Origin of the sequence: Streptomyces sp. WM6372 (assembly GCF_001279655.1) — a bacterium.
Classification (GTDB): Bacteria; Actinomycetota; Actinomycetes; order Streptomycetales; family Streptomycetaceae; genus Streptomyces.
On the sequence record NZ_LGDB01000116.1, the window covers coordinates 1 to 23,199 of the forward strand.

At 73.8% G+C, this 23,199-nt stretch carries 26 protein-coding genes; 12 read left to right on the forward strand and 14 right to left on the reverse strand.

Annotated features, from left to right (window positions below; genetic code table 11):
• Positions 1-28: 28 nt before the first annotated feature.
• Both ADK52_RS10640 and ADK52_RS10645 read right to left on the reverse strand, forming a co-directional pair.
• Positions 29-937 carry an SDR family oxidoreductase gene (locus tag ADK52_RS10640; protein WP_053689518.1) on the reverse strand — a complete coding sequence of 303 codons (909 nt, stop codon included), beginning with the start codon at positions 935-937 and terminating at the stop codon, positions 29-31.
• A gap of 1 nt (position 938) precedes the next feature.
• Entirely contained in the window at positions 939-1,703 is a 765-nt protein-coding gene (locus ADK52_RS10645; RefSeq protein ID WP_053689519.1) for an SDR family oxidoreductase, read from the reverse strand.
• 56 nt (positions 1,704-1,759) lie between these two features.
• On the opposite strand from ADK52_RS10645, the gene ADK52_RS10650 reads away from it, so the two are divergent.
• Genes ADK52_RS10650 through ADK52_RS10665 form a run of 4 tightly spaced genes read left to right on the forward strand, consistent with a single transcriptional unit; the run spans position 1,760 to position 5,223 of the window.
• Positions 1,760-2,533: an enoyl-CoA hydratase family protein gene (locus ADK52_RS10650; protein WP_053689520.1), complete on the forward strand. Its 774-nt coding sequence runs from the start codon at positions 1,760-1,762 to the stop codon at positions 2,531-2,533.
• Positions 2,530-3,381 carry a CoA transferase subunit A gene (locus ADK52_RS10655; RefSeq protein ID WP_053689521.1) on the forward strand — a complete coding sequence of 284 codons (852 nt, stop codon included), beginning with the start codon at positions 2,530-2,532 and terminating at the stop codon, positions 3,379-3,381. Before ADK52_RS10650 ends, ADK52_RS10655 begins: the two co-directional genes overlap by 4 nt.
• On the forward strand, positions 3,378-4,133 hold the full coding sequence (locus ADK52_RS10660) for a CoA-transferase subunit beta (RefSeq protein WP_053689522.1): 756 nt from the start codon (positions 3,378-3,380) through the stop codon (positions 4,131-4,133). The genes ADK52_RS10655 and ADK52_RS10660 overlap by 4 nt, the downstream gene beginning before the upstream one ends.
• Before the next feature lie 22 nt (positions 4,134-4,155).
• Positions 4,156-5,223 (forward strand): NAD(P)H-dependent flavin oxidoreductase, encoded by a 1,068-nt coding sequence (locus ADK52_RS10665; RefSeq protein ID WP_053689590.1) that lies wholly within the window; start codon positions 4,156-4,158, stop codon positions 5,221-5,223.
• 138 nt (positions 5,224-5,361) lie between these two features.
• Here the strand turns inward: ADK52_RS10665 and ADK52_RS10670 are convergent, their stop codons facing one another.
• From ADK52_RS10670 to ADK52_RS10690, 5 genes are all read right to left on the reverse strand, one after another.
• Positions 5,362-7,011 carry a DEAD/DEAH box helicase gene (locus ADK52_RS10670; protein ID WP_053689523.1) on the reverse strand — a complete coding sequence of 550 codons (1,650 nt, stop codon included), beginning with the start codon at positions 7,009-7,011 and terminating at the stop codon, positions 5,362-5,364.
• A gap of 102 nt (positions 7,012-7,113) precedes the next feature.
• Positions 7,114-7,320, reverse strand: a complete 207-nt coding sequence (locus tag ADK52_RS10675) for a cold-shock protein (protein ID WP_030707191.1) — start codon at positions 7,318-7,320, stop codon at positions 7,114-7,116.
• 215 nt (positions 7,321-7,535) lie between these two features.
• Positions 7,536-8,693, reverse strand: a complete 1,158-nt coding sequence (locus ADK52_RS10680; RefSeq protein WP_053689524.1) for an acetyl-CoA C-acetyltransferase — start codon at positions 8,691-8,693, stop codon at positions 7,536-7,538.
• A gap of 20 nt (positions 8,694-8,713) precedes the next feature.
• A complete protein-coding gene (locus ADK52_RS10685) occupies positions 8,714-9,361 on the reverse strand; it encodes a TetR/AcrR family transcriptional regulator (protein ID WP_053689525.1) in 648 nt (215 codons plus the stop codon).
• 15 nt (positions 9,362-9,376) lie between these two features.
• The gene (locus tag ADK52_RS10690; RefSeq protein WP_053689591.1) at positions 9,377-10,159 is read right to left on the reverse strand and encodes an SDR family oxidoreductase; all 783 of its coding nucleotides are present in this window, start codon (positions 10,157-10,159) and stop codon (positions 9,377-9,379) included.
• 112 nt (positions 10,160-10,271) lie between these two features.
• Here ADK52_RS10690 and ADK52_RS10695 point away from each other — a divergent pair, with 112 nt between their 5' ends.
• Positions 10,272-11,417 (forward strand): acyl-CoA dehydrogenase family protein, encoded by a 1,146-nt coding sequence (locus tag ADK52_RS10695; protein ID WP_053689526.1) that lies wholly within the window; start codon positions 10,272-10,274, stop codon positions 11,415-11,417.
• Positions 11,417-12,619 carry an acyl-CoA dehydrogenase gene (locus ADK52_RS10700; RefSeq protein WP_053689527.1) on the forward strand — a complete coding sequence of 401 codons (1,203 nt, stop codon included), beginning with the start codon at positions 11,417-11,419 and terminating at the stop codon, positions 12,617-12,619. The genes ADK52_RS10695 and ADK52_RS10700 overlap by 1 nt, the downstream gene beginning before the upstream one ends.
• A gap of 125 nt (positions 12,620-12,744) precedes the next feature.
• On the opposite strand, the gene ADK52_RS10705 is transcribed toward ADK52_RS10700, so the two are convergent.
• The 3 genes from ADK52_RS10705 to ADK52_RS10715 form a co-directional block, all read right to left on the reverse strand.
• Positions 12,745-13,479, reverse strand: a complete 735-nt coding sequence (locus ADK52_RS10705; protein ID WP_053689528.1) for a class I SAM-dependent methyltransferase — start codon at positions 13,477-13,479, stop codon at positions 12,745-12,747.
• Positions 13,480-13,555: 76 nt separating this feature from the next.
• Positions 13,556-13,936, reverse strand: coding sequence for a hypothetical protein (locus tag ADK52_RS10710; protein ID WP_053689529.1), 381 nt, complete (start codon positions 13,934-13,936; stop codon positions 13,556-13,558).
• A gap of 49 nt (positions 13,937-13,985) precedes the next feature.
• A complete protein-coding gene (locus ADK52_RS10715) occupies positions 13,986-14,318 on the reverse strand; it encodes a hypothetical protein (RefSeq protein WP_053689530.1) in 333 nt (110 codons plus the stop codon).
• 175 nt (positions 14,319-14,493) lie between these two features.
• Here ADK52_RS10715 and ADK52_RS10720 point away from each other — a divergent pair, with 175 nt between their 5' ends.
• Positions 14,494-14,955, forward strand: coding sequence for a nuclear transport factor 2 family protein (locus ADK52_RS10720; RefSeq protein ID WP_053689531.1), 462 nt, complete (start codon positions 14,494-14,496; stop codon positions 14,953-14,955).
• Complete coding sequence (locus ADK52_RS10725; protein WP_078988235.1) at positions 14,955-15,875, forward strand: NAD(P)H-binding protein; 921 nt, start codon at positions 14,955-14,957, stop codon at positions 15,873-15,875. The genes ADK52_RS10720 and ADK52_RS10725 overlap by 1 nt, the downstream gene beginning before the upstream one ends.
• Before the next feature lie 100 nt (positions 15,876-15,975).
• Here ADK52_RS10725 and ADK52_RS10730 read toward each other — a convergent pair whose 3' ends face one another.
• Both ADK52_RS10730 and ADK52_RS10735 read right to left on the reverse strand, forming a co-directional pair.
• On the reverse strand, positions 15,976-16,998 hold the full coding sequence (locus ADK52_RS10730; protein WP_078988236.1) for an alpha/beta hydrolase: 1,023 nt from the start codon (positions 16,996-16,998) through the stop codon (positions 15,976-15,978).
• Entirely contained in the window at positions 16,995-17,720 is a 726-nt protein-coding gene (locus tag ADK52_RS10735) for an SDR family NAD(P)-dependent oxidoreductase (RefSeq protein ID WP_053689532.1), read from the reverse strand. The genes ADK52_RS10730 and ADK52_RS10735 overlap by 4 nt, the downstream gene beginning before the upstream one ends.
• 100 nt (positions 17,721-17,820) lie before the next feature.
• Here ADK52_RS10735 and ADK52_RS10740 point away from each other — a divergent pair, with 100 nt between their 5' ends.
• The 3 genes from ADK52_RS10740 to ADK52_RS10750 are packed head-to-tail and all read left to right on the forward strand — an operon-like array spanning position 17,821 to position 19,688.
• Complete coding sequence (locus ADK52_RS10740; RefSeq protein WP_053689533.1) at positions 17,821-18,396, forward strand: PadR family transcriptional regulator; 576 nt, start codon at positions 17,821-17,823, stop codon at positions 18,394-18,396.
• A gap of 14 nt (positions 18,397-18,410) precedes the next feature.
• A complete protein-coding gene (locus ADK52_RS10745) occupies positions 18,411-19,139 on the forward strand; it encodes a VWA domain-containing protein (protein WP_053689534.1) in 729 nt (242 codons plus the stop codon).
• A 36-nt stretch (positions 19,140-19,175) separates the two neighbouring features.
• Entirely contained in the window at positions 19,176-19,688 is a 513-nt protein-coding gene (locus ADK52_RS10750) for a pyridoxamine 5'-phosphate oxidase family protein (RefSeq protein ID WP_053689535.1), read from the forward strand.
• Here ADK52_RS10750 and ADK52_RS10755 read toward each other — a convergent pair.
• Together ADK52_RS10755 and ADK52_RS10760 are read right to left on the reverse strand one after the other, a co-directional pair.
• A complete protein-coding gene (locus ADK52_RS10755; RefSeq protein ID WP_053689536.1) occupies positions 19,681-20,997 on the reverse strand; it encodes a DUF1906 domain-containing protein in 1,317 nt (438 codons plus the stop codon). The genes ADK52_RS10750 and ADK52_RS10755 overlap by 8 nt on opposite strands.
• 326 nt (positions 20,998-21,323) lie before the next feature.
• A complete protein-coding gene (locus ADK52_RS10760; RefSeq protein WP_053689537.1) occupies positions 21,324-21,980 on the reverse strand; it encodes a DUF1326 domain-containing protein in 657 nt (218 codons plus the stop codon).
• A 129-nt stretch (positions 21,981-22,109) separates the two neighbouring features.
• On the opposite strand from ADK52_RS10760, the gene ADK52_RS10765 reads away from it, so the two are divergent.
• Complete coding sequence (locus ADK52_RS10765) at positions 22,110-22,958, forward strand: DUF2182 domain-containing protein (protein WP_063783813.1); 849 nt, start codon at positions 22,110-22,112, stop codon at positions 22,956-22,958.
• Positions 22,959-23,199: the final 241 nt, after the last annotated feature.

Sequence of the window (23,199 nt, forward strand, 5' to 3'; positions counted from 1 at the left end):
ACCCCCGCCCCACCCGGCGCGGCCCCGGTCACTCCGCCCCGTAGACCGGGTGCGGGGGTTCGGATTCCGCGAGGAGTTTCGTGGCCGTCTCGCCCGCCTCCGTCGGCGTCCAGCGGGCTCCGCGGTCCGCCGTCGGGCCCGGTCGCCAGCCCTCCATCACCGTGATCCGGCCGCCCTCCGCCTCGAAGACCCGGCCCGTGACCCCCGCCGAGGCGTCCGAGCCCAGCCACACCACCAGCGGCGACACGTTCTCCGGGGCCATCGCGTCGAAGGCCCCCTCCCCCGGCTCCGCCATCGTCCCCGCGAACGTCCGCTCCGTCATCCGCGTCCGCGCCGCCGGGGCTATCGCGTTGACCTGGACCCCGTACCGGGCCATCTCCGCCGCCGCGACCAGGGTCATGCCGAGGATCCCGGCCTTCGCCGCGCTGTAGTTGCCCTGCCCGACGGAGCCCAGCAGGCCCGCCCCCGACGAGGTGTTGACCACCCGCGCCGCCACCGCCCGGCCCGCCTTCGCCTCCGCCCGCCAGTGCGCCGCCGCGTACTTCAGCGGCAGGAAGTGCCCCTTCAGGTGCACCCGCATCACCGCGTCCCAGTCCGCCTCCTCCAGGTTCACCAGCATCCGGTCCCGCAGGAACCCGGCGTTGTTGACCAGCGTGTCCAGCCGGCCGAACGCCGACAGTGCCGCCCCGACCAGCGAGGACGCGCCCTCCGGGGACGCGATGTCCTTGCCGTGCGCCACCGCCTGGCCGCCCAGCGCCCGGATCTCCGCGACCACCTGCCCGGCCGGGCTGTCCTCCCCCGGCTGCCCGTCCAGTCCCACCCCGAGGTCGTTGACGACGACCTTGGCCCCCTCGGCCGCGAAGGCCAGCGCGTGGGCCCTGCCCAGCCCCCGCCCCGCGCCCGTCACGATGACCACTCGACCCTCGGCAAGTCCCATCTCAGCTCTCCTTGTTGACCGTTGCCGCATCCAGAAACGCCGGGCGCTCCCCGCCCCCGTGCACGAGCAGGCTCGCCCCGCTGACATACCCCGCCCGGCCGGATGCCAGAAACACCGCCGCCGCCCCGACGTCCGAGGGCTCCGCCAGCCTGCCGAGCGGAACCGTCGCCCCGACGGCCGCGATCCCCGCCTCGTCCCCGTAGTGCAGGTGCGCCAGCTCGGTCCGCACCATGCCCAGGACCAGCGAGTTCACCCGTACCTCGGGCGCCCACTCCACCGCCATGGACCGGGCCAGGTTCTCCAGTCCCGCCTTCGCCGCCCCGTACGCCGCCGTCCCGGGCGATGGCCGGGTTCCGCTGACGCTGCCGATCATCACCACCGAGCCCCGCGTCTCGCGCAGCCGCGGGTACGCCGCCAGCGAGGCCGTCATCGGGGCGAGCAGGTTCAGCTCGACGACCCGCGCGTGCCGCTGCGCCTCGCCCTCCCCCAGCAGCCGGTACGGGGTCCCGCCCGCGTTGTTGACCAGGCAGTCGAGCCGCCCGTACCGGCGCTCGACCGCCCCGAAGAACTCCTCGACGGCGGCCGGATCGCGCAGGTCCAGCGCGGAGAACGAGGCCGTGCGGCCGGCCGCGGACACCGCCTCCCGCGGCGGGCGGCGGGCGCAGACGACGACCTCCGCGCCCGCTTCGAGGAACGACCGGGCGATTCCGGCGCCTACGCCGCGGGTTCCGCCGGTGACGGCGACGACCCTCCCGTCGAGCTCCATAGGCTGCTACCTTCCTCACCTAACAAATGTTTGGTGGAAAGGTAGCTGATCCTCTCATGGGTGTCTCCACCTCAAGCCCCGACCAGGGCGTCGCACTGGTCACGGTCGACTTCCCGCCCGTCAACGCCCTTCCCGTACAGGGCTGGTACGAGCTCGCCGACGCCCTGCGCGCCGCCGGCCGGGATCCCGGGACCCGGTGCGTCGTCCTGGCCGCCGAGGGCCGCGGCTTCAACGCCGGCGTCGACATCAAGGAGATGCAGCGCGACACCGGCCACGGCGCCCTCATCGGCGCCAACCGCGGCTGCTACGAGGCCTTCGCCGCCGTGTACGAGTGCGAGGTGCCCGTCGTCGCGGCCGTGCACGGGTTCTGCCTGGGCGGCGGCATCGGCCTCGCCGGCAACGCCGACGCGATCGTGGCCAGCGAGGACGCGACCTTCGGACTCCCCGAGCTCGACCGGGGCGCGCTCGGCGCCGCCACCCACCTGGCCCGCCTGGTCCCGCAGCACCTGATGCGCGCCCTCTACTACACCTCCCGCACCGCGACCGCCGCCGAACTCCACGCGCACGGCTCGGTGTGGAAGGTGGTCCCGCGCGCGGAACTGCGGGACGCGGCCCTGGAGCTGGCCGCCGAGATCGCGCGGAAGGACGGCTACCTGATCCGCCTGGCCAAGGCGGCCATCAACGGCATCGACCCCGTCGACGTACGGCGCAGTTACCGCTTCGAGCAGGGGTTCACCTTCGAGGCCAACCTCAGCGGGGTCGCCGACCGGGTCCGCGACGCCTTCGGAGAGTCCGCGGCGGGAGCGACCGCGGGGAAGGAACGCTCATGACCGACAAGACGATGACCCCCGAAGAGGTGGTCGGGCAGCTGCGCAGCGGGATGACGCTGGGCATCGGCGGCTGGGGATCGCGGCGCAAGCCGATGGCCCTGGTGCGGGCACTGCTCCGGTCCGAGATCACCGATCTCACCGTGGTCTCGTACGGCGGCCCCGACGTCGGCGTGCTCGCGGCCGCCGGCCGGATCCGCCGGCTCGTCGCCCCCTTCGCCACGCTCGACTCGATCCCGCTGGAGCCGCATTTCCGGGCCGCCCGCGAGAGCGGCGCCTTCACCCTCACCGAGTACGACGAGGCCATGTTCATGTGGGGCCTGCACGCCGCCGCCAACCGGCTGCCCTTCCTCCCCGTCCGCGCCGGCCTCGGCTCCGACGTCATGCGGGTCAACCCCGAGCTGCGGACCGTCACCTCCCCCTACGCCGACGGCGAGGAGCTCGTCGCCGTCCCCGCCCTGCGCATGGACGCCGCCCTCGTCCACCTCAACCGCGCCGACCGCCTCGGCAACGCCCAGTACCTGGGCCCGGACCCGTACTTCGACGACCTGTTCTGCGAGGGCGCCGACGCCGCGTACGTCTCCTGCGAGCAGCTCGTGGAGACCGCCGAGCTCTCCAAGGCCGGGCCCCCGCAGTCCCTGCTGGTCAGCCGACACTCCGTCACGGGCGTCGTCGAGACCCCGAACGGCGCGCACTTCACCTCCTGCGCCCCCGACTACGGGCGCGACGAGGCCTTCCAGAAGCTGTACGCGGCCACCCCCTGGCCGGAGTTCTCCGCCCGCTTCCTCTCCGGCGGCAGCGAGCACGCCTACCAGTCGGCCGTCCGGGCCTGGCACGAGGAGCAGCGGTGAGCGCAGCGAGTACGGTGGGCACGGCGACGGACGTCTCCCGGGCGGAGTACTGCGTGATCGCCTGCGCCGAGGCCTGGCGCGACAACGGGGAGGTGCTCGCCAGCCCGATGGGCCTGATCCCCTCCTTCGGGGCCCGGCTGGCGAAGCGGACCTTCTCCCCCGACCTCCTGCTGACCGACGGCGAGGCCCTGCTCGTCGGTCTCGACGGGGAGACGGAGGGCTGGCTCCCGTACCGGCGCCACCTCACGATGGTCACCGGCGGGCGGCGGCACGTGATGATGGGCGCCAGTCAGATCGACCGGTTCGGCAACCAGAACATCTCCTGCATCGGCGACTGGTCCCGGCCCGCCCGCCAGCTCCTCGGGGTGCGCGGCGCTCCCGTCAACACGCTGAACAATCCGGTGAGTTACTGGATCCCGAGGCATTCGCCGCGGGTGTTCGTCGAGCGCGTCGACATGGTGAGCGGGGTGGGCTACGACCGGGCCGAGGCGGCCGGGGTGACCCGCTTCCACCGGCTCCCCCGGGTGGTCAGCGATCTCGCCGTCTTCGATTTCGCCGGTCCGGACCACTCGATGCGCCTGGCCTCCGTGCACCCGGGCGTCTCCGTCGAACAGGTCCGGGCGGCCACCGGGTTCGAGCCGGCGGTCACGGGCGAGGTCCCGTGCACGCGGGAGCCGACCGCCGAGGAGCTGCGGCTGATCCGCGAGGTGATCGACCCGAAGGGGCTGCGCGACCGGGAAGTGCGGGCCTGAGGGGATGGCGACGCCGATGGCGATACGGACGGCATTCACCGAGCTGGTCGGGGTCGAGCATCCGATCGTCCAGACGGGCATGGGCTGGGTGGCCGGACCGCGGCTGGTCTCGGCCGCAGCCAACGCCGGCGCGCTCGGCATCCTGGCCTCGGCGACGATGACCGTGGACGAGCTGCGCGCGGCGGTCCGCGAGGTCCGCTCCCGTACGGACGCCCCGTTCGGGGTGAACCTGCGCGCGGACGCGGGGGACGCCGCCGAGCGGGTCCGGCTGATCATCGACGAGGGCGTACGGGTGGCCTCGTTCGCGCTCGCCCCGTCGAAGGAACTGATCGCCCGGCTCAAGGACGCGGGCGTGGTGGTGATCCCCTCGATCGGGGCCCGCCGGCACGCCGAGAAGGTCGCGGCCTGGGGGGCCGACGCGGTGATCGTGCAGGGCGGCGAGGGCGGCGGGCACACCGGGGACGTGGCCACGACGGTGCTGCTGCCGCAGGTGGTCGACGCGGTCGACATCCCGGTGGTCGCGGCGGGCGGCTTCCACGACGGCCGCGGCCTGGTCGCCGCCCTCTCGTACGGGGCCGCGGGCATCGCCATGGGCACCCGCTTCCTGCTGACCTCGGACTCCACCGTCCCGGACGCGGTCAAGGCCCGGTACCTGGCGGCCGGGGTCAAGGACGTCACCGTCACGACGGCCGTGGACGGACTGCCGCACCGGATGCTCCGCACCGAGCTCGTCGCGTCCCTGGAGCGGGCCGGCCGTACGCGGGCGCTGGCCCGGGCGGTCCGGCACGCGGCCGCCTTCCGCAGGCTGTCGGGCCTGTCCTGGCCGCAGATGGTGCGCGACGGCCTCGCGATGAAACACGGCAAGGACCTGTCCTGGAGCCAGGTCCTGCTCGCCGCGAACACCCCCATGCTCCTCAAGGCGTCCATGGTCGAGGGCCGTACGGACCTCGGTGTCATGGCATCGGGCCAGGTAGCGGGGGTGATCGAGGACCTGCCGTCCTGTGCGGAGCTCGTCGCCCGCGTCATGGCCGAGGCACACGGTGTGCTCGCGCACCTGCGGTCGCTCGACACCCCGCCACCGCCGGGGTGACCTTGGCGCGGCGGCCCGCACGACAGCCGGACGGCAGCCGGACGGGCAGCCGGTCAGGTAGCCGGTCGGGCCCCGGGCAGCAGAACGCCGGGCAGCGCACCTCGCGCCGCCCGGCGTACCGGAATGCCTGTCAGAGCCTCAGGAGCTCGTACGTCCCGCCGCGGGACGCCCGCCACCGGAGCGACGGCGCGCGCCACCCTGGCCGCCGGCGCCCTGACCGCGGGCGCCGCCCTGGCCGCCCTGGCCGCGCGCACCGGTCTGGCCGCCACCGCCCTGACCCGCACCGGAGCGCGCCCGGCGCGGACGGCTCTCGCCCGCACCGGCCGGCGTACCGCCCTGCGCGGCGGAGGAGCCGCCGGTGCGACGGCGCGGGTTCGCGGAACGGCCGCTGCCGCCGCCCTGGCCACCGGAGCGCCGGCCCGCGGGAGCCGGCTGCTGCGGCACCTCCAGGACCACGGGGATGCCCGAGGGCTCCTTGGCGCCGGTGAGCCGGGACAGCTCCTCGTCGGAGGACTTGATCTGCGCGGTGCGCGGGGAGATCCCGGCGTCCGACATCAGGCGGGACATGTCCCGCTTCTGGTCGGGGAGCACCAGGGTGACCACGCTGCCGGACTCGCCGGCGCGCGCGGTACGGCCGCCGCGGTGCAGGTAGTCCTTGTGGTCGGTGGGCGGGTCGATGTTGACGACCAGGTCGAGGTCGTCGATGTGGATGCCGCGGGCGGCCACGTTGGTGGCGATCAGCGCGGTGACCTCGCCCGTCTTGAACCAGTCCAGGGTCCGGTTGCGCTGCGGCTGCGAGCGGCCGCCGTGCAGGCCGGAGGCGCGGACGCCGTCGGCCAGGAGCTTCTTGACCATGCGGTCGACACCGCGCTTGGTGTCCACGAACATGATCACCCGGCCGTCGCGAGCGGCTATGCGCGTCGCCACGGCCTTCTTGTCGGTCTCGTCCATGACGTACAGGACGTGGTGCTCCATCGTGCTGACCGCACCGGCGGACGGGTCGACGGAGAAGGCGACCGGGTCGTGCAGGAACATCTTGACGAGCTTGTCGATGTTCTTGTCGAGGGTCGCCGAGAACAGCATGGTCTGGCCCTCGGGCTGGACCTGCTTGAGCAGCGCGGTGACCTGCGGCATGAAGCCCATGTCGGTCATCTGGTCGGCCTCGTCGAGGACCGTGATCGCGACCTGGGAGAGGTCGGCGTCACCGCGGTCGATGAGGTCCTTCAGACGGCCGGGGGTGGCGACGAGCACCTCGGCGCCGCGGCGCAGGGCGCCGGACTGCCGGTTGATCGACATGCCGCCGACGACGGTCGTGATCCGCAGGTTGACGGACGTGGCGTACGGGGCCATCGCGTCGGTCACCTGCTGCGCGAGCTCACGGGTCGGTACGAGGACCAGCGCGAGCGGCTGCTTCGGCTGGGCGCGGCGGCCGGCGGTGCGGGCCAGCAGTGCCAGGCCGAAGGCCAGCGTCTTGCCGGAGCCGGTACGGCCGCGGCCGAGCAGGTCACGGCCGGCGAGCGAGTTCGGCAGCGTCGCGGCCTGGATCGGGAACGGCTCGGTGACGCCCTGGGCGGCGAGGGTCTTCAGCAGCGCCTCGGGCATGCCCATGTCCTCGAACGCGGCGACCGGCTCCAGGGCCGGGGTCAGCGGTTCGGGCATGGTGAATTCTTGGGGCCTGGCGACGGGGGCGGACTTCTGCCGTCCCGCGCCAGCCTTCGGACGTCCCTGGGCCGCACCTCGACCCCGGGTGGGGCGGCGGCTGGGTCGTGCGGAGCTGGAGCTGGTCATGCGAGAAAGCCCTCCTGAAACCGGCAAGGTAAAGCAAAGATCGAGACAGCAGACAAGCCGGGGCCCGCACCTCGCGGTGCGGACCCCGGCATGCTGAAGTACTTAGTTGGCGGGGAGGATGTTCTCCGCCTGGGGGCCCTTCTGGCCCTGGGTGACGTCGAAGGACACGCGCTGGCCCTCCTGGAGCTCACGGAAGCCCTGGGTGGCGATGTTCGAGTAGTGGGCGAAGACGTCCGGGCCGCCGCCGTCCTGCTCGATGAAGCCGAAGCCCTTTTCCGAGTTGAACCACTTCACGGTGCCAAGTGCCATTTTAAATCTCCTGAATAGGCGGCAAAGGGCCCCATCCGGAGATTCCGGCAAAACAATAAAAGCGCCTGAGGAACATTCCCGTCAGGCGCACATAAAGTTCATGGGTACCACAACTGCAACGCTCTCCAAGCTAGCACACCTCGGCGCCGGCACCCAGCCCCGCCTGCGTGTCGGGGGTGGAAGATCCGGGGGCATAGCCCCCGGCGGGCTTCCGGCTACAGCCTCTCGATGATGGTGACGTTGGCCTGGCCGCCGCCCTCGCACATGGTCTGGAGCCCGAACCGGCCGCCCGTGCGCTCCAGTTCGTGGAGCAGGGTGGTCATCAGCTTCACCCCCGTGGCGCCCAGCGGATGGCCCAGTGCGATCGCTCCGCCGTTGACGTTCACCCGTTCGGGGTCGGCGCCCGTTTCCTTCAGCCAGGCCAGGACGACCGGGGCGAAGGCCTCGTTGATCTCGACCAGGTCGATGTCGTCCAGCGACATGCCGGTCTTCTTCAGGGCGTGCGCCGTGGCCGGGATCGGGGCCGAGAGCATCCGGATCGGGTCCTCGCCCCGTACGGACAGGTGGTGGATGCGGGCCCGCGGCCGCAGGCCGTGTTCCGCCACCGCCCGCTCGGAGGCGATCAGCATGGCCGCCGCGCCGTCGGAGACCTGCGAGGAGACGGCCGCGGTGATCGTGCCGCCCTCGACCACCGGCTTCAGGCCCGCCATCTTCTCCAGGGTGGTGTCCCGGCGGGGGCCCTCGTCGGCGCGCACGTCCCCGTACGCCACCGTCTCGCGCGCGAAGCGGCCCTCGTCGAGGGCCCGGATCGCCCGCCGGTGCGAGCGGAGCGCGAACTCCTCCATGTCGCGCCGCGTGATCCCCCACTTCTGCGCGATCAGCTGCGCGCCGTGGAACTGGTTCACCGGCGCGTCCCCGTACCGGGCCCGCCAGCCCTCGCTGCCCGCGTACGGGCCCTGCGTGAGGCCGAGCGGCTCCGCCGCCTGCCGTGAGGCGAAGGCGATCGGGATCATCGACATGTTCTGGGTCCCGCCCGCCACGACCAGGTCCTGGGTCCCGGAGAGCACGCCCTGCGCCGCGAAGTGCACGGCCTGCTGCGAGGAGCCGCACTGGCGGTCGACGGTGACGCCCGGCACCTCCTCCGGCAGCCCCGCCGCCAGCCAGGCCGTCCGCGCGATGTCCCCGGCCTGCGGGCCCACCGTGTCCAGGCAGCCGAAGACCACGTCCTCGACGGCGGCCGGGTCCACCCCGGAGCGCTCCACCAGCGCCTTCAGGACGTGGGCGCCCAGGTCGGCCGGGTGGACGCCCGACAGGCCTCCTCCGCGCCGGCCCACGGGGGTGCGTACGGCTTCGACTATGTAGGCCTCGGGCATGACGGGTGCTCCTTCGGGGGTCAGCTGCGTACGGCGATCCCGTCCAGGACCATCGACAGGTACTGGCGGGCGATCTCCTCGGGGCTGTGCTGTCCTCCCGGCCGGTACCAGGACGCCGCCACCCACACCGTGTCGCGGACGAAGCGGTAGGTGAGGCGGATGTCGAGGTCGGCCCGGAAGGCCTTGGCGGCGACCCCGCGCTCCAGCGTCCCCAGCCAGGCCTTCTCGAACTTCTGCTGCGAGTCGGAGAGGTAGTGGAAGCGGGGCTGCGCGGACAGGTGCCGGGATTCCTTCTGGTAGATCGCGACGGCGGCGCGGTGCCGGTCGATCTCCCGGAAGGACTCGGTGACGAGGGCCTCGATGGTCTCCCGGGGGCCGAGGCCGGCGGCGAGGACGGTGTCGTACCCCTGCCACAGCTCGTTCAGGAAGGCCGAGAGGATCTCGTCGAGCATCGATTCCTTGGAATCGAAGTGGTAGTAGAGGCTGCCGGCGAGCATGCCGGCGGCGTCGGCGATCTTGCGGACGGTGGTGGCGTTGTAGCCCTGCGCGGCGAAGACCTCGGCGGCGGTGTCGAGGAGCTCGCGGCGGCGCTCGGGCGAGGCGCTCACCTGGGGCTTCTTGGCTGGCGGTTTGGCTGTCGGCCGGGCTGTCGGCTTGTTCGTTGGCACGGGCCCATTCTGGGCCTACGGATGCTGGCTGCTGACGGAGACGGTCTCGCCCGTCATGTACGACGAGTAGCCGCTGGCCAGGAACACGATGACGTTGGCGACCTCCCACGGCTCGGCGTACCGGCCGAAGGCCTCGCGGGCCGTCAGCTCGGTCAGCAGTTCCTCGCTGGTGACCTTCACCAGGTGCGGGTGCATGGCCAGGCTCGGGGCGACCGCGTTGACCCGTACCCCGAACTCGGCCGCCTCCAGCGCGGCGCAGCGGGTCAGCGCCATCACCCCGGCCTTGGCGGCGGCGTAGTGGGCCTGGCCGGTCTGGGCGCGCCAGCCGACGACGGAGGCGTTGTTGACGACGACCCCGCCGCGGCCGGAGGCCTTCAGCGAGCGCAGGGCGGCGCGGGTGCAGCGGAAGGTGCCGTTCAGGGTGACGTCGAGGACCTTGCCCCACTGTTCGTCGGTCATGTCGACGAGGGCGGCGGTGCCGCCGAGGCCGGCGTTGTTGACGACGACGTCCAGGCCGCCGTGGGTCTGCTCGGCGAGCGCGAACAGGGCCCCGACCTGGTCCTCGTCGGTGACGTCGCAGGGCAGGGAGGTGACGCGGCCGGCGCCGAACTCGGCGCCGAGTGCCTGCTCGGTCTCCTTCAGGCGGCGGGCGTGCGCGTCGCCGATGACGATGCGGGCGCCCTCCTCCAGGAAGCGGCGGGCGGTGGCCCCGCCGATCCCGGCTCCGGCGGCGGCGGTGATGACGGCCGTACGGCCTTGGAGCAGCCCGTGACCCCGCACGTAGTCGGGGGTGTTCATGCTCATGGCCGTACGTTAACCTACCAAACACTTGTTAGGGAACACTTGCCGAGGGATCTCGCCGTGCCGGGGGAACTCGCCCGAAGGCCCCTGCGACGGAGGCGGACAGCTGATGGACCTGACCCACGCACCGGAGGTGACGGCCTTCCGGGCCGAGGCCCGCGCCTGGCTCGCCGAGCACGTCCCGGACTCCCCCCTCCCCTCCCTGGAGACGGCGGAGGGCTTCGCCGCGCACCGCGCGTGGGAGGCCCGGCTGCACGCGGACCGCTGGTCGGCGGTGTCCTGGCCCGCCGAGTACGGGGGCCGGGGCGTGGACATCGAGCGGTGGCTGGTCTTCGAGGAGGAGTACTGGGCGGCGGGCGCACCCGGCCGGGTCTCGCAGAACGGCATCAGCCTCCTCGCGCCGACCCTCTTCGACCACGGGAGCGCCGAGCAGCGGGCGCGGGTGCTGCCGCCGATGGCGAGCGGCGAGGTGATCTGGGCGCAGGCCTGGTCGGAGCCGGAGTCGGGCTCGGACCTGGCCTCGCTGAAGTCGCGGGCGGTGCGCACCGGGGGCGGCTGGCTGCTGTCGGGGCAGAAGACCTGGTCCTCGCGGGCCGCCTTCGCGGACCGGGCCTTCGGCATCTTCCGTACGGATCCGGGGGCCGGGAAGCCGCACCAGGGGCTGACGTACCTGATGTTCGACCTGCGCGCGCCGGGGGTGACGGTGCGGCCCATCGGCCGGCTGGACGGGAAGCCCGCCTTCGCGGAGCTCTTCCTGGACGAGGTCTTCGTACCGGACGCGGACGTGATCGGTGAGCCGGGGCAGGGCTGGCGGATCGCCATGTCGACGACGGGCAACGAGCGCGGGCTGACGCTGCGCTCGCCGGGGAGGTTCCTGGCGGCGGCGGACCGGCTGCTCGCGCTGTGGCGGGCGCAGGGGGATCCGGCGGACACCGCGCTGCGCGGCCGGGTGGCGGACGCGGTGGTCGGGGCGCGCGCGTACGAGCTGTTCACCTGGGCGGCCGCCTCGCGGTTCGCGGCGGGGATGCGGATCGGCGCCGAGTCCAGTCTGAACAAGGTGTTCTGGTCGGAGTACGACATCGCCCTGCACGAGACGGCGCTGGACCTGCTGGGTCCGGAGGCGGAGCTGGCGGAGGGGGCGTGGGCGGAGCCCTGGATCTTCTCGCTGGCCGGGCCGATCTACGCGGGCACGAACGAGATCCAGCGCGACATCATCGCCGAGCGGCTGCTCGGCCTCCCGAAGGGCCGCCGCTGATGCACTTCCTGCCGACCGACGAACAGTCGGACTTCGCCCGTACGCTGCACGCCCTGCTCGGCGCCTCGGAGGTCCCGGCGGCCGTACGGGCCTGGGGCGCGGGGGAGCACGGACCGGGGCGGGCGCTGTGGTCGCGGCTCGCGCGGACGGGCCTGTTCGCGCTCGCGGCGGACGAGGCGCACGGCGCCCCGGGAGGGCTGGGGCCGCTGCCGGTGGAGCTGGCGCTCGGCTTCGTGGAGCTGGGGCGGGCGGGGGTGCCCGGGCCGGTGGTGGAGACGGCCGCGGCGGCCGTGCTGCTGTCGGAGCTCGCCCGGCTCGGGGAAGAGGGGGCGGAGGAGGGGGAGGGGGAGGACGGGCTGGCGAAACGTTTCCTGCCGGGGCTGGTGGCGGGCGAGGCCCTGGCCACGCTGACCCTGCCGGGCGGGGGTCCGTACGCCCTGGACGCGGACGCGGCGGAGCACTGCTTCACGGTGTCGGCGGCGGGCGAGCTCCGGCTGGCGCGCGGCGCGGGTGCTGGCGCCGGCGCCGGCGCGGGCGCGGGCGCGGGTGCGGGGGCGGGTGCCGGTGCCGGCGCGGGTGCGGGTGCGGGTGCCAGTGCCGGCCCGGATGCCAGTGCCAGTGCCGGCCCGGGTGCGGGCGCGGGTGCCGGCGCGGGCGCGGGTGCCGGCGCGGGCGCGGGTGCACCGCTGAGGTCCACGGACCCGGCGCGCCGGCTGTCCCGGCCCGCGGCGGACGGGGAACTGCTGGCCGCCGGCCCCCGGGTCCTGGCGGCGGCGGGGACGGCCCTGGTCTGGGCGCGGCTGCTGACGGCGGCCCAGTGCCTGGGGGTCGGCGAGGCCCTGCTGGCGAGCACGGTGCGGTACGTGAAGCAGCGCACGCAGTTCGGCACGCCGGTCGGCGGTTTCCAGGCCGTGAAGCACCGGCTGGCGGACACGCTCCTGGCCCTGGAGTTCGCGCGGCCGCTGGTGTGGGCGGCGGCGCTGGGCCTGGCTCCGTGGGAGGTCGCGGCGGCGAAGCTGGCGGCGGGCGAGGCGGCGTACGCGGCGGCCATGACGGCGCTCCAGCTCCACGGGGCCGTGGGTTACACGGAGGAGCTCGACCTCTCCCTGTGGCTGCGCAAGGCGCGCCCGCTGCGCGACGCCTGGGGCTCGCCGGCGGCGTGCCGGGCGGCGGTGCTCCGGGAACGAGAGCGCGAGCGGTAGCGCGTCGCGAGAGCGGGGGTCGCGAGAGCGGGGGCCACCAGAGCCGGGGGTCGCGAGAGCGGGGGCCACCAGAGCCGGGGGTCGCGAGAGCGGGGGCACGAGGACGGTCGCGGTGAGACGGCGGCTCACATGACGGCCACGGCGAGGGTGACGACGTAGCGCTCCTCGACCGTCCCGTCGGGGAACAGGGCGGTCAGCCGGGCCCGCTCCGCGTCGAGGAACTCCCGTGTGCCGGCCGGTCCGAGCATCAGGAAGGCGGAATGGCTGGCGTGGTTGGCGAGGTGGACGTCGAGCGGGATCCGGCGCGACCAGCGGACCTCGCGCGTGGTGAACGCCGGCTCGGGAGGCAGGGTGCGGTAGCCGAGCCCGGCGGCGTCGAACAGGGTCCGGATCCGCTCGTCCTGCTCGGCGATCCAGGGGACGGCGGAGTCCATGTCGTTCCACCAGAGCGCGAGCGCGCCGCCGGGCCGCAGGACGCGGCGGGCCTCGGGGACCGAGCGGGCTGGGTCGGTCCAGTGCCAGGCCTGGGCGTACGTGAGGAAGTCGAACCCGGCGGTGACGAGCGGCAGCCGGTCTCCGTCCCCGCGCACGAGCGCGATCCCGGGGTTCGCGCGCCGGAACTCGGCGGCCATGCCGTCGCCGGGTTCGACGGCGACCACGTCCGCCCCGCGGGCGCGCAGCAGCCCGGTGGCGATCCCGGTCCCGGCGCCCACGTCAGCCACCCTGGCCCCGCGCAGGCCCCGGCCGGCGAGTGCTTCGAGGGCGTCGAACAGTTCCGCGGGATAGCCGGGCCGGTTCGCCGAGTAAAGCGCGGCGGCGGCATCGAAGGACCTGGCACGGATGCGGGGCGTGGACGTCATACCGCCATTGTTTTCGATCACGGCTCCCCGGACCAGGCCTCGTCGGCACTTCCCGGCGCCCGGCCCGGCGCCCGGCTCAACGGAACGCGCGGACGACCTCGATCCGGCCCACGATGTGCGCGTTGAACTCGTCCAGCTCCTCCGCCGGCACCCACAGCTCCAGGATCGTCTCCCCACCCGCCTGCCGGACCGGGTACCGGGCCAGGAACCGGGTGTCCACCTCGAAGCGCGTCACGAAGCCCGCCCCGTCGTGCTTGACGTTCCAGTCGCGGGCGATGCGGGTCGCGTAGTCCTCGTTCAGGACGGGGTAGAAGATCGGCTGCTCCGGCAGCCGGGGCGGCCAGGCCCGCCAGTCGAGCGCGCGGACGAGGTCGAGCTCCACCGGACCCGTCGGGCGCCAGAGCGTGGTCGTGGCCGTGTTCGTGGTCGTGTGCGCGTTCGTGGACGTCGGGGACATGAGGATCGACCCTAGGGGCAGGGGCGCCCGCCCGACCAGCGGATTTGGGTCAGGCGGGGCGGCGGCGGGGGCGCGGCCGCCGGAGGGAGTAGCGGACCAGGACCAGCGTCTGGACCGCCAGCAGGATCGCGGCCCCGGTTCCGGCCGTCGTCAGGGCGTCGGGCGAAGCCCAGGCCCGGCCGCCCAGTTCGGCGACGCCCACCGCGGTCAGCGCGACCAGGAAGCGGGGTACGAACTCGGCCTCGGTGCCGTGCAGCACTCCCGAGCCGACGACGAAGACGGCCAGCAGCACCGGGATCCACCGGGCGTCCGGCTCGCGCAGCATCAGCGCGGCGCCGAACTCCACCGCCAGGACAAGCACGTTGCGGAGCAACATCGACATGGGCACATCATGCCCGCCGCATCCCGGCGGCGAGCGGCACCGCGGCGAATTCCGCCCGGCCGGGCCGCATTTCCTCCCGCGGCCGCACCCCCGGTTGCAATGCGGACCGACGGTCCGTATCTTCGGCCAGGAGAAACGGACCATCGGTCCGTATCGCGCCGAACGGAGAACCGCCATGCCCGCGAGCACCTCGCCCGCACCACCCGTACCCTCCTCCCCCTCGGATCTCTACCGCCACAGCCTGCGCCTGCTCCTCGACAAGGACATCGCCTCCTGGGTCGGCCTGTGGTCCGAGCACGGCTCCATGGAGTTCCCGTTCGCTCCCCCCGGCTGGCCCGGGCGGCTGGAGGGGCGGGCGGCCATCGCCGACTACATGCGCGACTACCCCGACCACATCGACCTGCACGACTTCCCCGCCCTGTGGATCCACGAGACCGCCGACCCGGCGACGATCGTGGTCGAGATGCGCGGCGTGGGCCGCATCGTCGCGACCGGGAGCCCCTTCGACATGACGTACATCGCCGTCGTGACCGTCCAGGACGGGCGGTTCACCTCATACCGCGACTACTGGAACCCGCTCGCCGTCCGCGAGCCGGGGCTGGACTTCCCTGCGGACGACACGAGGAGCGCCGCCTGATGACCGCCACCGCCAACGCCGCCACCCTGGTCATCGGCGCCACCGGAACCACGGGCAGCCGCACCGTCGCGCAGCTGGTCGCCGACGGCCGGCGGGTCAAGGCGGCCGGCCGCGCGGCCACCCCGCTCCCCGGCGCCGAGCCGGTCCGCTTCGACTGGTACGACCCCGCCACGTACGGCGATGCGCTCGGCGGGGCCGACCGCGTCTACCTCGTCCCGCCCATCGGCGACCCGGACCCGGCCGCGGTCATGCTGCCCTTCCTGGAACGGGCCCGCGCCGCCGGAGTACGCCGCGGCGTACTCCTCAGCTCCTCGGCCATCCCCGCGGGCGGCCCGGCGGTGGGGATGGTGCACCAGGCCCTGCCCGGCCTGTTCGACGAGTGGGCGGTCCTGCGCCCCTCCTGGTTCATGCAGAACTTCACCGGCACGCACGCCCACGCCGACGGCATCCGCGCCGACGGAGCCATCCTGACCGCGGCCGGGACGGGCCGGGTCGGCTTCGTCGACGCCGAGGACATCGCCGCGGTCGCCGTACGGGCCCTCACCGACGACCGCGCGCCCGACGCCGACCTGGTCCTCACCGGGCCGGAGGCGCTCAGTCACGACGAGGTCGCCGCGATCCTCACGGAGGTGACCGGCCGCCCGGTGGTCCACCGCCAGCTGACGTACGACGCCATGCGGGAGCGGCTGGCCGCGGTCATCCCGGCGGAGTTCGCCGCGATGCTGGCCGGCATGGACCGCGCCATCGCCGAGGGAGCCGAGGACCGTACGACCGACACCGTCGAGCGCCTCACCGGCCGCCCGCCCCGCGGCTTCCGGGAGGTCGCCGAACGGGAGCTGCCCGTACGGGAGCTGCCCGTACGGGAGCTGCCCGTCGGGAAGCCGGCCGCTGGGGCGGCGCCGGACACCTCCTCGCGGTAGGCGGCCGTCGCGGGGCGCGGCCCGCCGCCGCTCCCGTACACCGCCGCTCCCGTACACCGCGGCACCCGTACGCCGCCGCTCCCGTTCGCCGCGGCTCCCCTTACTCCGTGGCCCGCAGCCAGGCCGCGGCGGCCGCCAGGGCCGCCCGCCCGGCCGGGAGCGGCAGGCCGAGGAATCCGTGGAAGACCCCCGGGTACAGGTGCACCGCGCAGTCCACCCCCGCCGCGCCCAGCCGGCGCGCGTACGCCAGTCCCTCGTCCCGCAGCAGATCGCAGTCCGCCAGCACCAGCAGCGTGCGCGGGAGGCCCGACAGGTCGGGGGCGCGCAGCGGCGAGACGTGCGGGTGCGCGGGGTCGCCGCCGTACTGATCCCAGTACCAGGCCATGTGGGCCGCGGTGTGGAAGTGGCCCTCGCCGTACGCGGCCGCGGACGCGGTAGCCGTCGCGGTCGTTGCAGCCGTAGCCGTGGCCGCAGCCGTCACCGCCGTCGCCGCCGCCGCGTCCAGCGGCGGGTACACCAGCAGTTGCCCCGCCACCAGCTCCGACGCCCGCAGCGCGGTCACCGCCGCCAGGTTGCCCCCGCTGGAGTCCCCCGCCACCACCACCCGGCCCGGATCGCAGCCCAGCGCGGCCGCCTGCGCCCTCGCCCACAGCAGTACGGTCAGCGCGTCGTCCGGCGCTGCCGGCCAGGGGTGTTCGGGGGCCAGGCGGTAGTCGGCGGAGACCACCACCGCGCCCGACCCGGCGGCCAGCGACCGGCACGTCGCGTCGTGCGTGCCGAGCCCGCACATCACCCAGCCCCCGCCGTGGAAGAACACCACCAGCGGCCGGCCCGCCCCGCCCGGCGCGGGATCGTAGACCCGGACCGGGACCCCGTCGGCCTCGCCGTCGCGGACCGAGGCCACCTCCGGTTCCGCCGGCCGGCCGCCACCGGTCGCCGCCCGCAGGGCCGTCACGTCCCCCGGCCCCGGGAAGGCCGCCGCCATCGCATCGCACAGCGCCCGGGCCGCGGGCGACAGGGAGCCGCTCACCACGCCCCCACCCCCCACGCCCACGCCCACGCCCACGCCCTCGCCCTCGCCCTCGCCCTCGCCCTCGCCCTCGCCCGCCACGCTCCCCCTCATCGCGCCGTCATCCCCCCGTCCACCGCGAACTCCGTACCCGTCACGTACGAGGACGCGTCCGAGCAGAGGAACAGCACCAGCTCCCCGACCTCCTCCGGCCGCCCCATCCGGCCCAGCGGCACGTGCGACCAGTCCTGCCCGGCGACCGCCGACACCATCGGCGTGTCGATCGCCCCCGGATGCACCGAGTTGACCCGGATCCGGTCCCCCGCCAGGTCCAGCGCCGCCGAGCGGGTCAGCCCGCGCAGCCCGAACTTGGAGGCCCCGTACGCCGCGTGGCCGGGGATGCCGACCAGCCCGGCCGTGGAGGAGATGTTCACGATCGAGCCGCCCCCGGCCGCCCGCAGCACCGGCGCCACCGCCTGGATGCCGAGGAACGGCCCCAGCAGGTTCACCCGCAGCAGCGCCTCGAACTCCTCGGGCCGCTGCCGCTCCACGTGGGCCGTGCGCCACACCGCCGCGTTGTTGACCAGCGCCGATATCGTGCCGAAGGCCCGTACGGCCTCCCGCACGACCACCGCCCAGCCGTCCGCCCCGGCCACGTCGTGCCGTACGTACAGCCCCTGGTCACCCAGCGAGGACGCGACCGCCCGGCCCTCCTCCTCCCGTACGTCCGTGACGACCACCCGCGCACCGGCCTGCGCGCACAACCGGGCCTCGGCCGCGCCCTGCCCGCGGCCGGCGCCCGTGATGACGACGACCTTCCCGTCCAGCGAGACCATCCGCCCACCACCCCTCCGATAGACCTAATAGAAATACTTCTAGCAGTCACATCTGACCGAAGGAAGGGAGGGCGCGGACACCGGTCGTAGACTGCGCTGCGTGGCAGACGAGAAGAGCGGGCGCACCCTCCCGGCGACCGGCTGGGCGGTGCTCGGGCTGCTCTCCTTCGGGGAGGAGCTCTCCGGCTACGACCTGAAGAAGTGGTCGGACCGGTCCCTGGGCTTCTTCTACTGGAGCCCGTCCTTCAGCCAGATCTACAGCGAGCTCAAGCGCCTGGAGAAGGCCGGTTACGCCTCCTCCCGACTGGTCGCCCAGGAGACCGGCGCCCGCGACAAGCGGGTGTACCGGATCACCGACGAGGGCATGGCGGCCGTACGGGAATGGGCCCGCGAGACCCCGGTCGACCCGCCCGTCCTCAAGCACGGGCCGATGCTGCGGCTGTGGCTGGGCCATCTGCTGGAACCCGATCAGATGCGCGAAGTCCTGCTCCGGCACCAGGAGTTCGCGCAAGAGATGCGCCGGCGCGCGGCGGCCGACGCGGAGGCCGCCCTGGACGAGCCCGCCTGGGCCCACCCCCGGCTCACCCTCACGTGGGCGGAGCGCCACTACGCCTCCGAGGCCGCGCTCGCGGCCGCGATGCTCGACGACATCGCGGCCCTGGAGAACGGCGGCTGACGTACCCTCGGGCCATGACGGGCAGCGCGATCGACCTCCGCACGATGGAAGCGACCGCTCCCGCGCTCGTGAACCTCTACAAGAGCGCCGGGATCTCGCTCCGCAAGCACGGCCTGGAGGGCGTGCGCGCCGCGGTGTACCTGGTCCTGGACCACTCGGGGTCGATGCGCCCGTACTACCGGGACGGCACCGTGCAGGCCTTCGCCGACCGGGTGCTGGGCCTGTCGGCGCACCTCGACGACGACGGCCGCGTACCGGCGGTGTTCTTCTCCACCGGGGTCGACGCGGTGGAGGAGATCCCGCTCGCCGGGCACCAGGGGCGGATCGCCGCGATCACCTCCCGCCTGGGCCACATGGGCAAGACGGCGTACGACGCGGCGATGGACGCGGTGATCGACCACTACCTGGATTCGGGGTCGGCCGATCCGGCACTCGTCGTCTTCCAGACGGACGGCGGTCCGATCAACAAGCCGGCGGCGGAGCGGTACCTGTGCAAGGCGGCCCGGCTCCCGCTGTTCTGGCAGTTCGTCGGCTTCGGCCGGACGCGCAGCTCGCAGTTCGACTTCCTGCGGAGGCTGGACGAACTGCCCGTACCGGACCGGCGGGTGGTGGACAACGCGGGCTACTTCCACGCGGGCCCGGACCCGCGGGAGGTCCCGGACCCGGTGCTGTTCGACCGTCTGGTCATGGAGTTCCCGTCCTGGCTGGCGTCGGCGCGCGCGGCCGGCATCGTGCGCGCCTGAGCGACGACCGCCGGTGCCACGCGCTTTGATGGACGTATGACGACCACGAACAACTGGGCAGCGTTCGAGAAACAGGAACCGGAACTCGCGGCTACCGTCCGGGCCCGCTTCGCGCAGTACCCGCACCACGTCCTCGGCACGCTCCGCAAGGACGGCTCCCCGCGGCTGGCCGGACTGAACGTCGACATCCGCGGCGGCGAGCTGTGGCTCGGGATGATGCCGGGCTCGATGAAGGCCAAGGACCTCCAGCGCGACCCCCGCTTCGCCCTGCACACCAACCCCGGCGACGGCGAGACGATGCCGGACGGGGACGTACGGATCTCCGGGCGCGCGATCGAGCTGCTGGATCCGCCCGAGCTGCACCGGTACGCGGAGGAGACGGAGACCCCGCACCCCTTCCACCTCTTCCACGCGGACCTGACGGAGGTGGTCCACATCGGCATCGACGGCGACGACCTGGTGGTCCGCACGTGGACCCCGGCGCACGGCCTGCGCACCATCCGCCGGGGCAACGACGACGAACCCCCGCGCGAGGAGCCGGCTAGCTGAAGAGGGACCGGCGCCGGGCGGGACCGCTCGACGCGGCGGGGTCGATGTCGATCCAGCTGCTGTCGATGTTGAGGGTGACCCCGTCGTGGGTGTCGTCGTGGTCGCCGCGGTACTGGTGGGCGCGGCGGCGGCCGGCCCACTGGTGCGTACGGGCGGGCAGGCCCGTGTCGGCGTCGGAGACCGACGCCCTGCCGTTCCAGACGGCGACCCACAGCACGTCGGGCATGGCGTCCGGGGCCTGGTCGTGGTGGGCGCTGAGCGCCTTGGCCCCGGAGCTCGCCGCGACGTAGGCGCCTGCGCGGTAGCCGAGCTCGTGCAGCCGGACCGTCCAGGCGGTGAGGTAGGCGACGACCGGCGGGTCCCAGGTGGTGCGGTCGGTGTAGTTCTCCAGGTCGTTGTAGAGCACCGTGCCCTCCGCCAGGCCCAGGGACCGGGCCACCGTGACGGCGCCTTCGGCTGCCTCCATGCCCTCCTGGTTCGCCTGGGAGGGGTCGGGCGACAGGCCGGTGGCCGGATTGTTCCACGGCTGCGGGCCGACCCAGAGCGGCATGAGGTGCCAGCCCGCCTCGGCCTGCCGCCGGACCCAGCCGGCGGTGAGCCGCGGCTGGGCGCAGGCGCGGGCGCGGCCGCCGATGTAGATGCCGACGGCGCCGAAGGGGGAGGTGGCCCGCCAGCTGTCCATGGCTCTCTGGGTCGGGGCGGTGCAGGCGTCGAAACCGGCGCCGGTGAAGGGCTCCTGGGCGCGGACGGGCTTCGGGCCGGTGACGGCCGACGCGGGATCAGCGGGTGCGCCGGGGGCCCCGGGGGCGGCGGGGGTGGCGGGGGCGGCGGAGTCCCCGGTCCGGGCCCCGGCCAGGAGGTCGCGTACGGCGTCGGGGGCGGTCCCGTACGAGAGGGTGGCCATCACCCCGGACCGGCGCAGCGCGTACCGGACCTCGTTGCTGTCACTCCGCGGCACCGGGATCCCGCCGGGACCCTCGACGCGCACGGTCGGGATGTCGGCCCGCTGCGGGGCGCCGTCGAGCGGCTCCAGGTGCAGGGTGTCGGCGCGGCCGCGGACGGCACGGCCGGTGCATTCGGCCTGGGTGCCGGCGTGCCCGAGGTAGAGGGTGGGCAGGTCGAGGCGCAGACAGGCACCGGGTTTCCGGTTGAGGTCGACGACCCGCCAGTGCCCGGGGACGGTGAGGCGCAGCCCGTGGTAATCGACGGTCCGCCCGCCGGCGTCGGCGGGCGAGGCGGGCGAGGCGGGCGAGGCGGGCGAGAGCAGAGCGGCTCCGAGCAGGCAGGACAACATCATCTTGGAGGGCATGCGCCCCACAGTTACCAGACCGCTCGGCTCCTCAACTGCGCTGAGTGACAACGCAGATGGGCCGTACGGCCTACGGAGAGGCGTCCCACTCGAAGATCCACGACTCCCGGGCGCCGGCCACCCTGGGCACGCATCACCCACACGAGCGAATCGCCCCGGGCCACGCCCAGGCCGTCGGCGACGGTCGGCCCCGCACCGTCCGAGCCCGGCCGGCCCGTGCGCAGTACCCGCACCGCGTCCTGATCGCCATCCCGCCGACAAGCCCTCTCGTGACGGACAGCGCTACGACCCCACGCCGCCCCTCACACCCACCTCTTGACGGCCCATCAGGAATCGGGACCGCTCCAGTCGAAGGGGATGTGCTTGCTGGACTGGCCCTCGCGGCTCCACTGGAAGCCGAACGCGTCGGCCCGGTCCACCGTCGCCCGGCCCCACGTCACGACCTGGCCCGGGCCGGTCTCGGAGCCCGGCATGTTGACCGACTGGACGCGCGCGCCCTCCGGTGTCGTCGGCCCGCCGAGCGCCACGGCACCGGCCTCCACCCGGCCCGGGATCACGGCCCGCCAGCTGCCGAGGTCCTCGTCGACCTCGATTTCGACGGGGGCGAAGTCCATGCCCCGCACCTCGGGCCCGAGCGTGCCCACCAGCTGCGAGGGCCAGCCGCCGGCCTGGCCGCCGAAAATCATCTGGAGCGCCGTGCGCTGCGCTTCGTCCGCGCGCTCGTCGAGGAAGACGGCCGCGTACGCGTCGGAGTGCTCGCCCCACACGTTGCCGACGAAGGAGGCGAGCATCAGCACGTTGAGCCCGTCCAGCGGCACGTCGCCGTAGCTCCCCGCATTGACGTGCCAGGCGAGGACGCCGTCACACGCCCCGAAGGTGGGCGGCTGCGCGAAGGTACAGGGGCAGGGGACATTGCACCTGCACGTATCAAACCAGTCCCCCGCAACGTGCCATCTCGGAACGGTCGCCGTGGTCTCGGACATGCTCCCGCCTCCTCAGGAGGCCCCTGGGACCATTCTCCACCCTGTACGGCGGGCAGACCAGGCCGGGCGGGCACCGGCCGCGGTTCTGTGCTGTGCTGGAGGTGCCCTCGCGCGTTCGGGAGGATCGCCGTGCCGCACATCCGACTGGCGCCACCGGCCCCCACCGGGCCGGGCGTCCTCCTGCCGAGGCGCGAGCTGGCCTTCGCCTGGATCCTGCTGACCCTGCTCGCCGCGCTGGCCTGGGCCCTGACCGTCGCGCAGTCCCGCGAGATGGGCACCGGCTCCGGCACGATGGGCATGGCGCTGCCCCCGTTCCTGCTGCTGTGGGTGGTCATGATGGCGGCGATGATGCTGCCGTCGGTGGCGCCGGTCGCCGTGACCTGGGTACGGGCCATCGGCCGTACGTCCGCCGGCCCGGTCCGCGTGGTCCGGACCGGCGAGTTCCTCCTCGGCTACCTGCTCGCGTGGACGGCGTTCGGGCTGGTCGCGTACGGGCTGCTCGCCGCGACCGACCGGCTGCTCGACGCCCACCCGGGGGCGGGCCGCTGGATCGGTGCGGGCGTCTTCGTGCTGGCGGCCGTCCAGCAGTTCGGGCCCCTGAAGTCGGTCTGCCTGAGGCACTGCCGCAGCCCGATGTTCCAGCTGCTGCGGTACTCCCGCTTCCGCCCCCGGGCCAAGGACCTGCGCGTGGGGGCGCACCACGGGACGTACTGCGTGGGCTGCTGCTGGGGGCTGATGATCATCCTGATTCCGCTCGGGGTGATGAACGTGGCCGCCATGGCGGGGCTGTCCGCCGTGATCTTCCTGGAGAAGCTGTGGCGGCAGGGCCCGTGGCTCGCCTGGGCGGTCGGTGCCGCCTTCCTGGTCCTGGCGCTGCTCGCGCCGTTCCACGACTGGCTGCTCCCGGGCCTCGACACCTCGTACGCGCCGATGGACACGGACCACATGGATCGGATGCCGGGCCCCGCACCCTCGTGAGGGGACCTGGAACCCGGCGGACAAGGCAGTACCGGAGGGTGGACCGGACGACTTGTCCGAGCAAGACCGTCACCGTCCCCACCCCCGGCGAAGACCTCGAGATCCCGCAACACGCCACAGCGCCCGCCATCCCTGGTCGGGGACATGGCGGGCGCTGTGTCAGAGTTCCGTACCTCGTTGTACGGACCGTATGAGGGGTCCTCCCCGCAGGGAGGGGTGCTGCCCGTGACCCCGGCCGCGC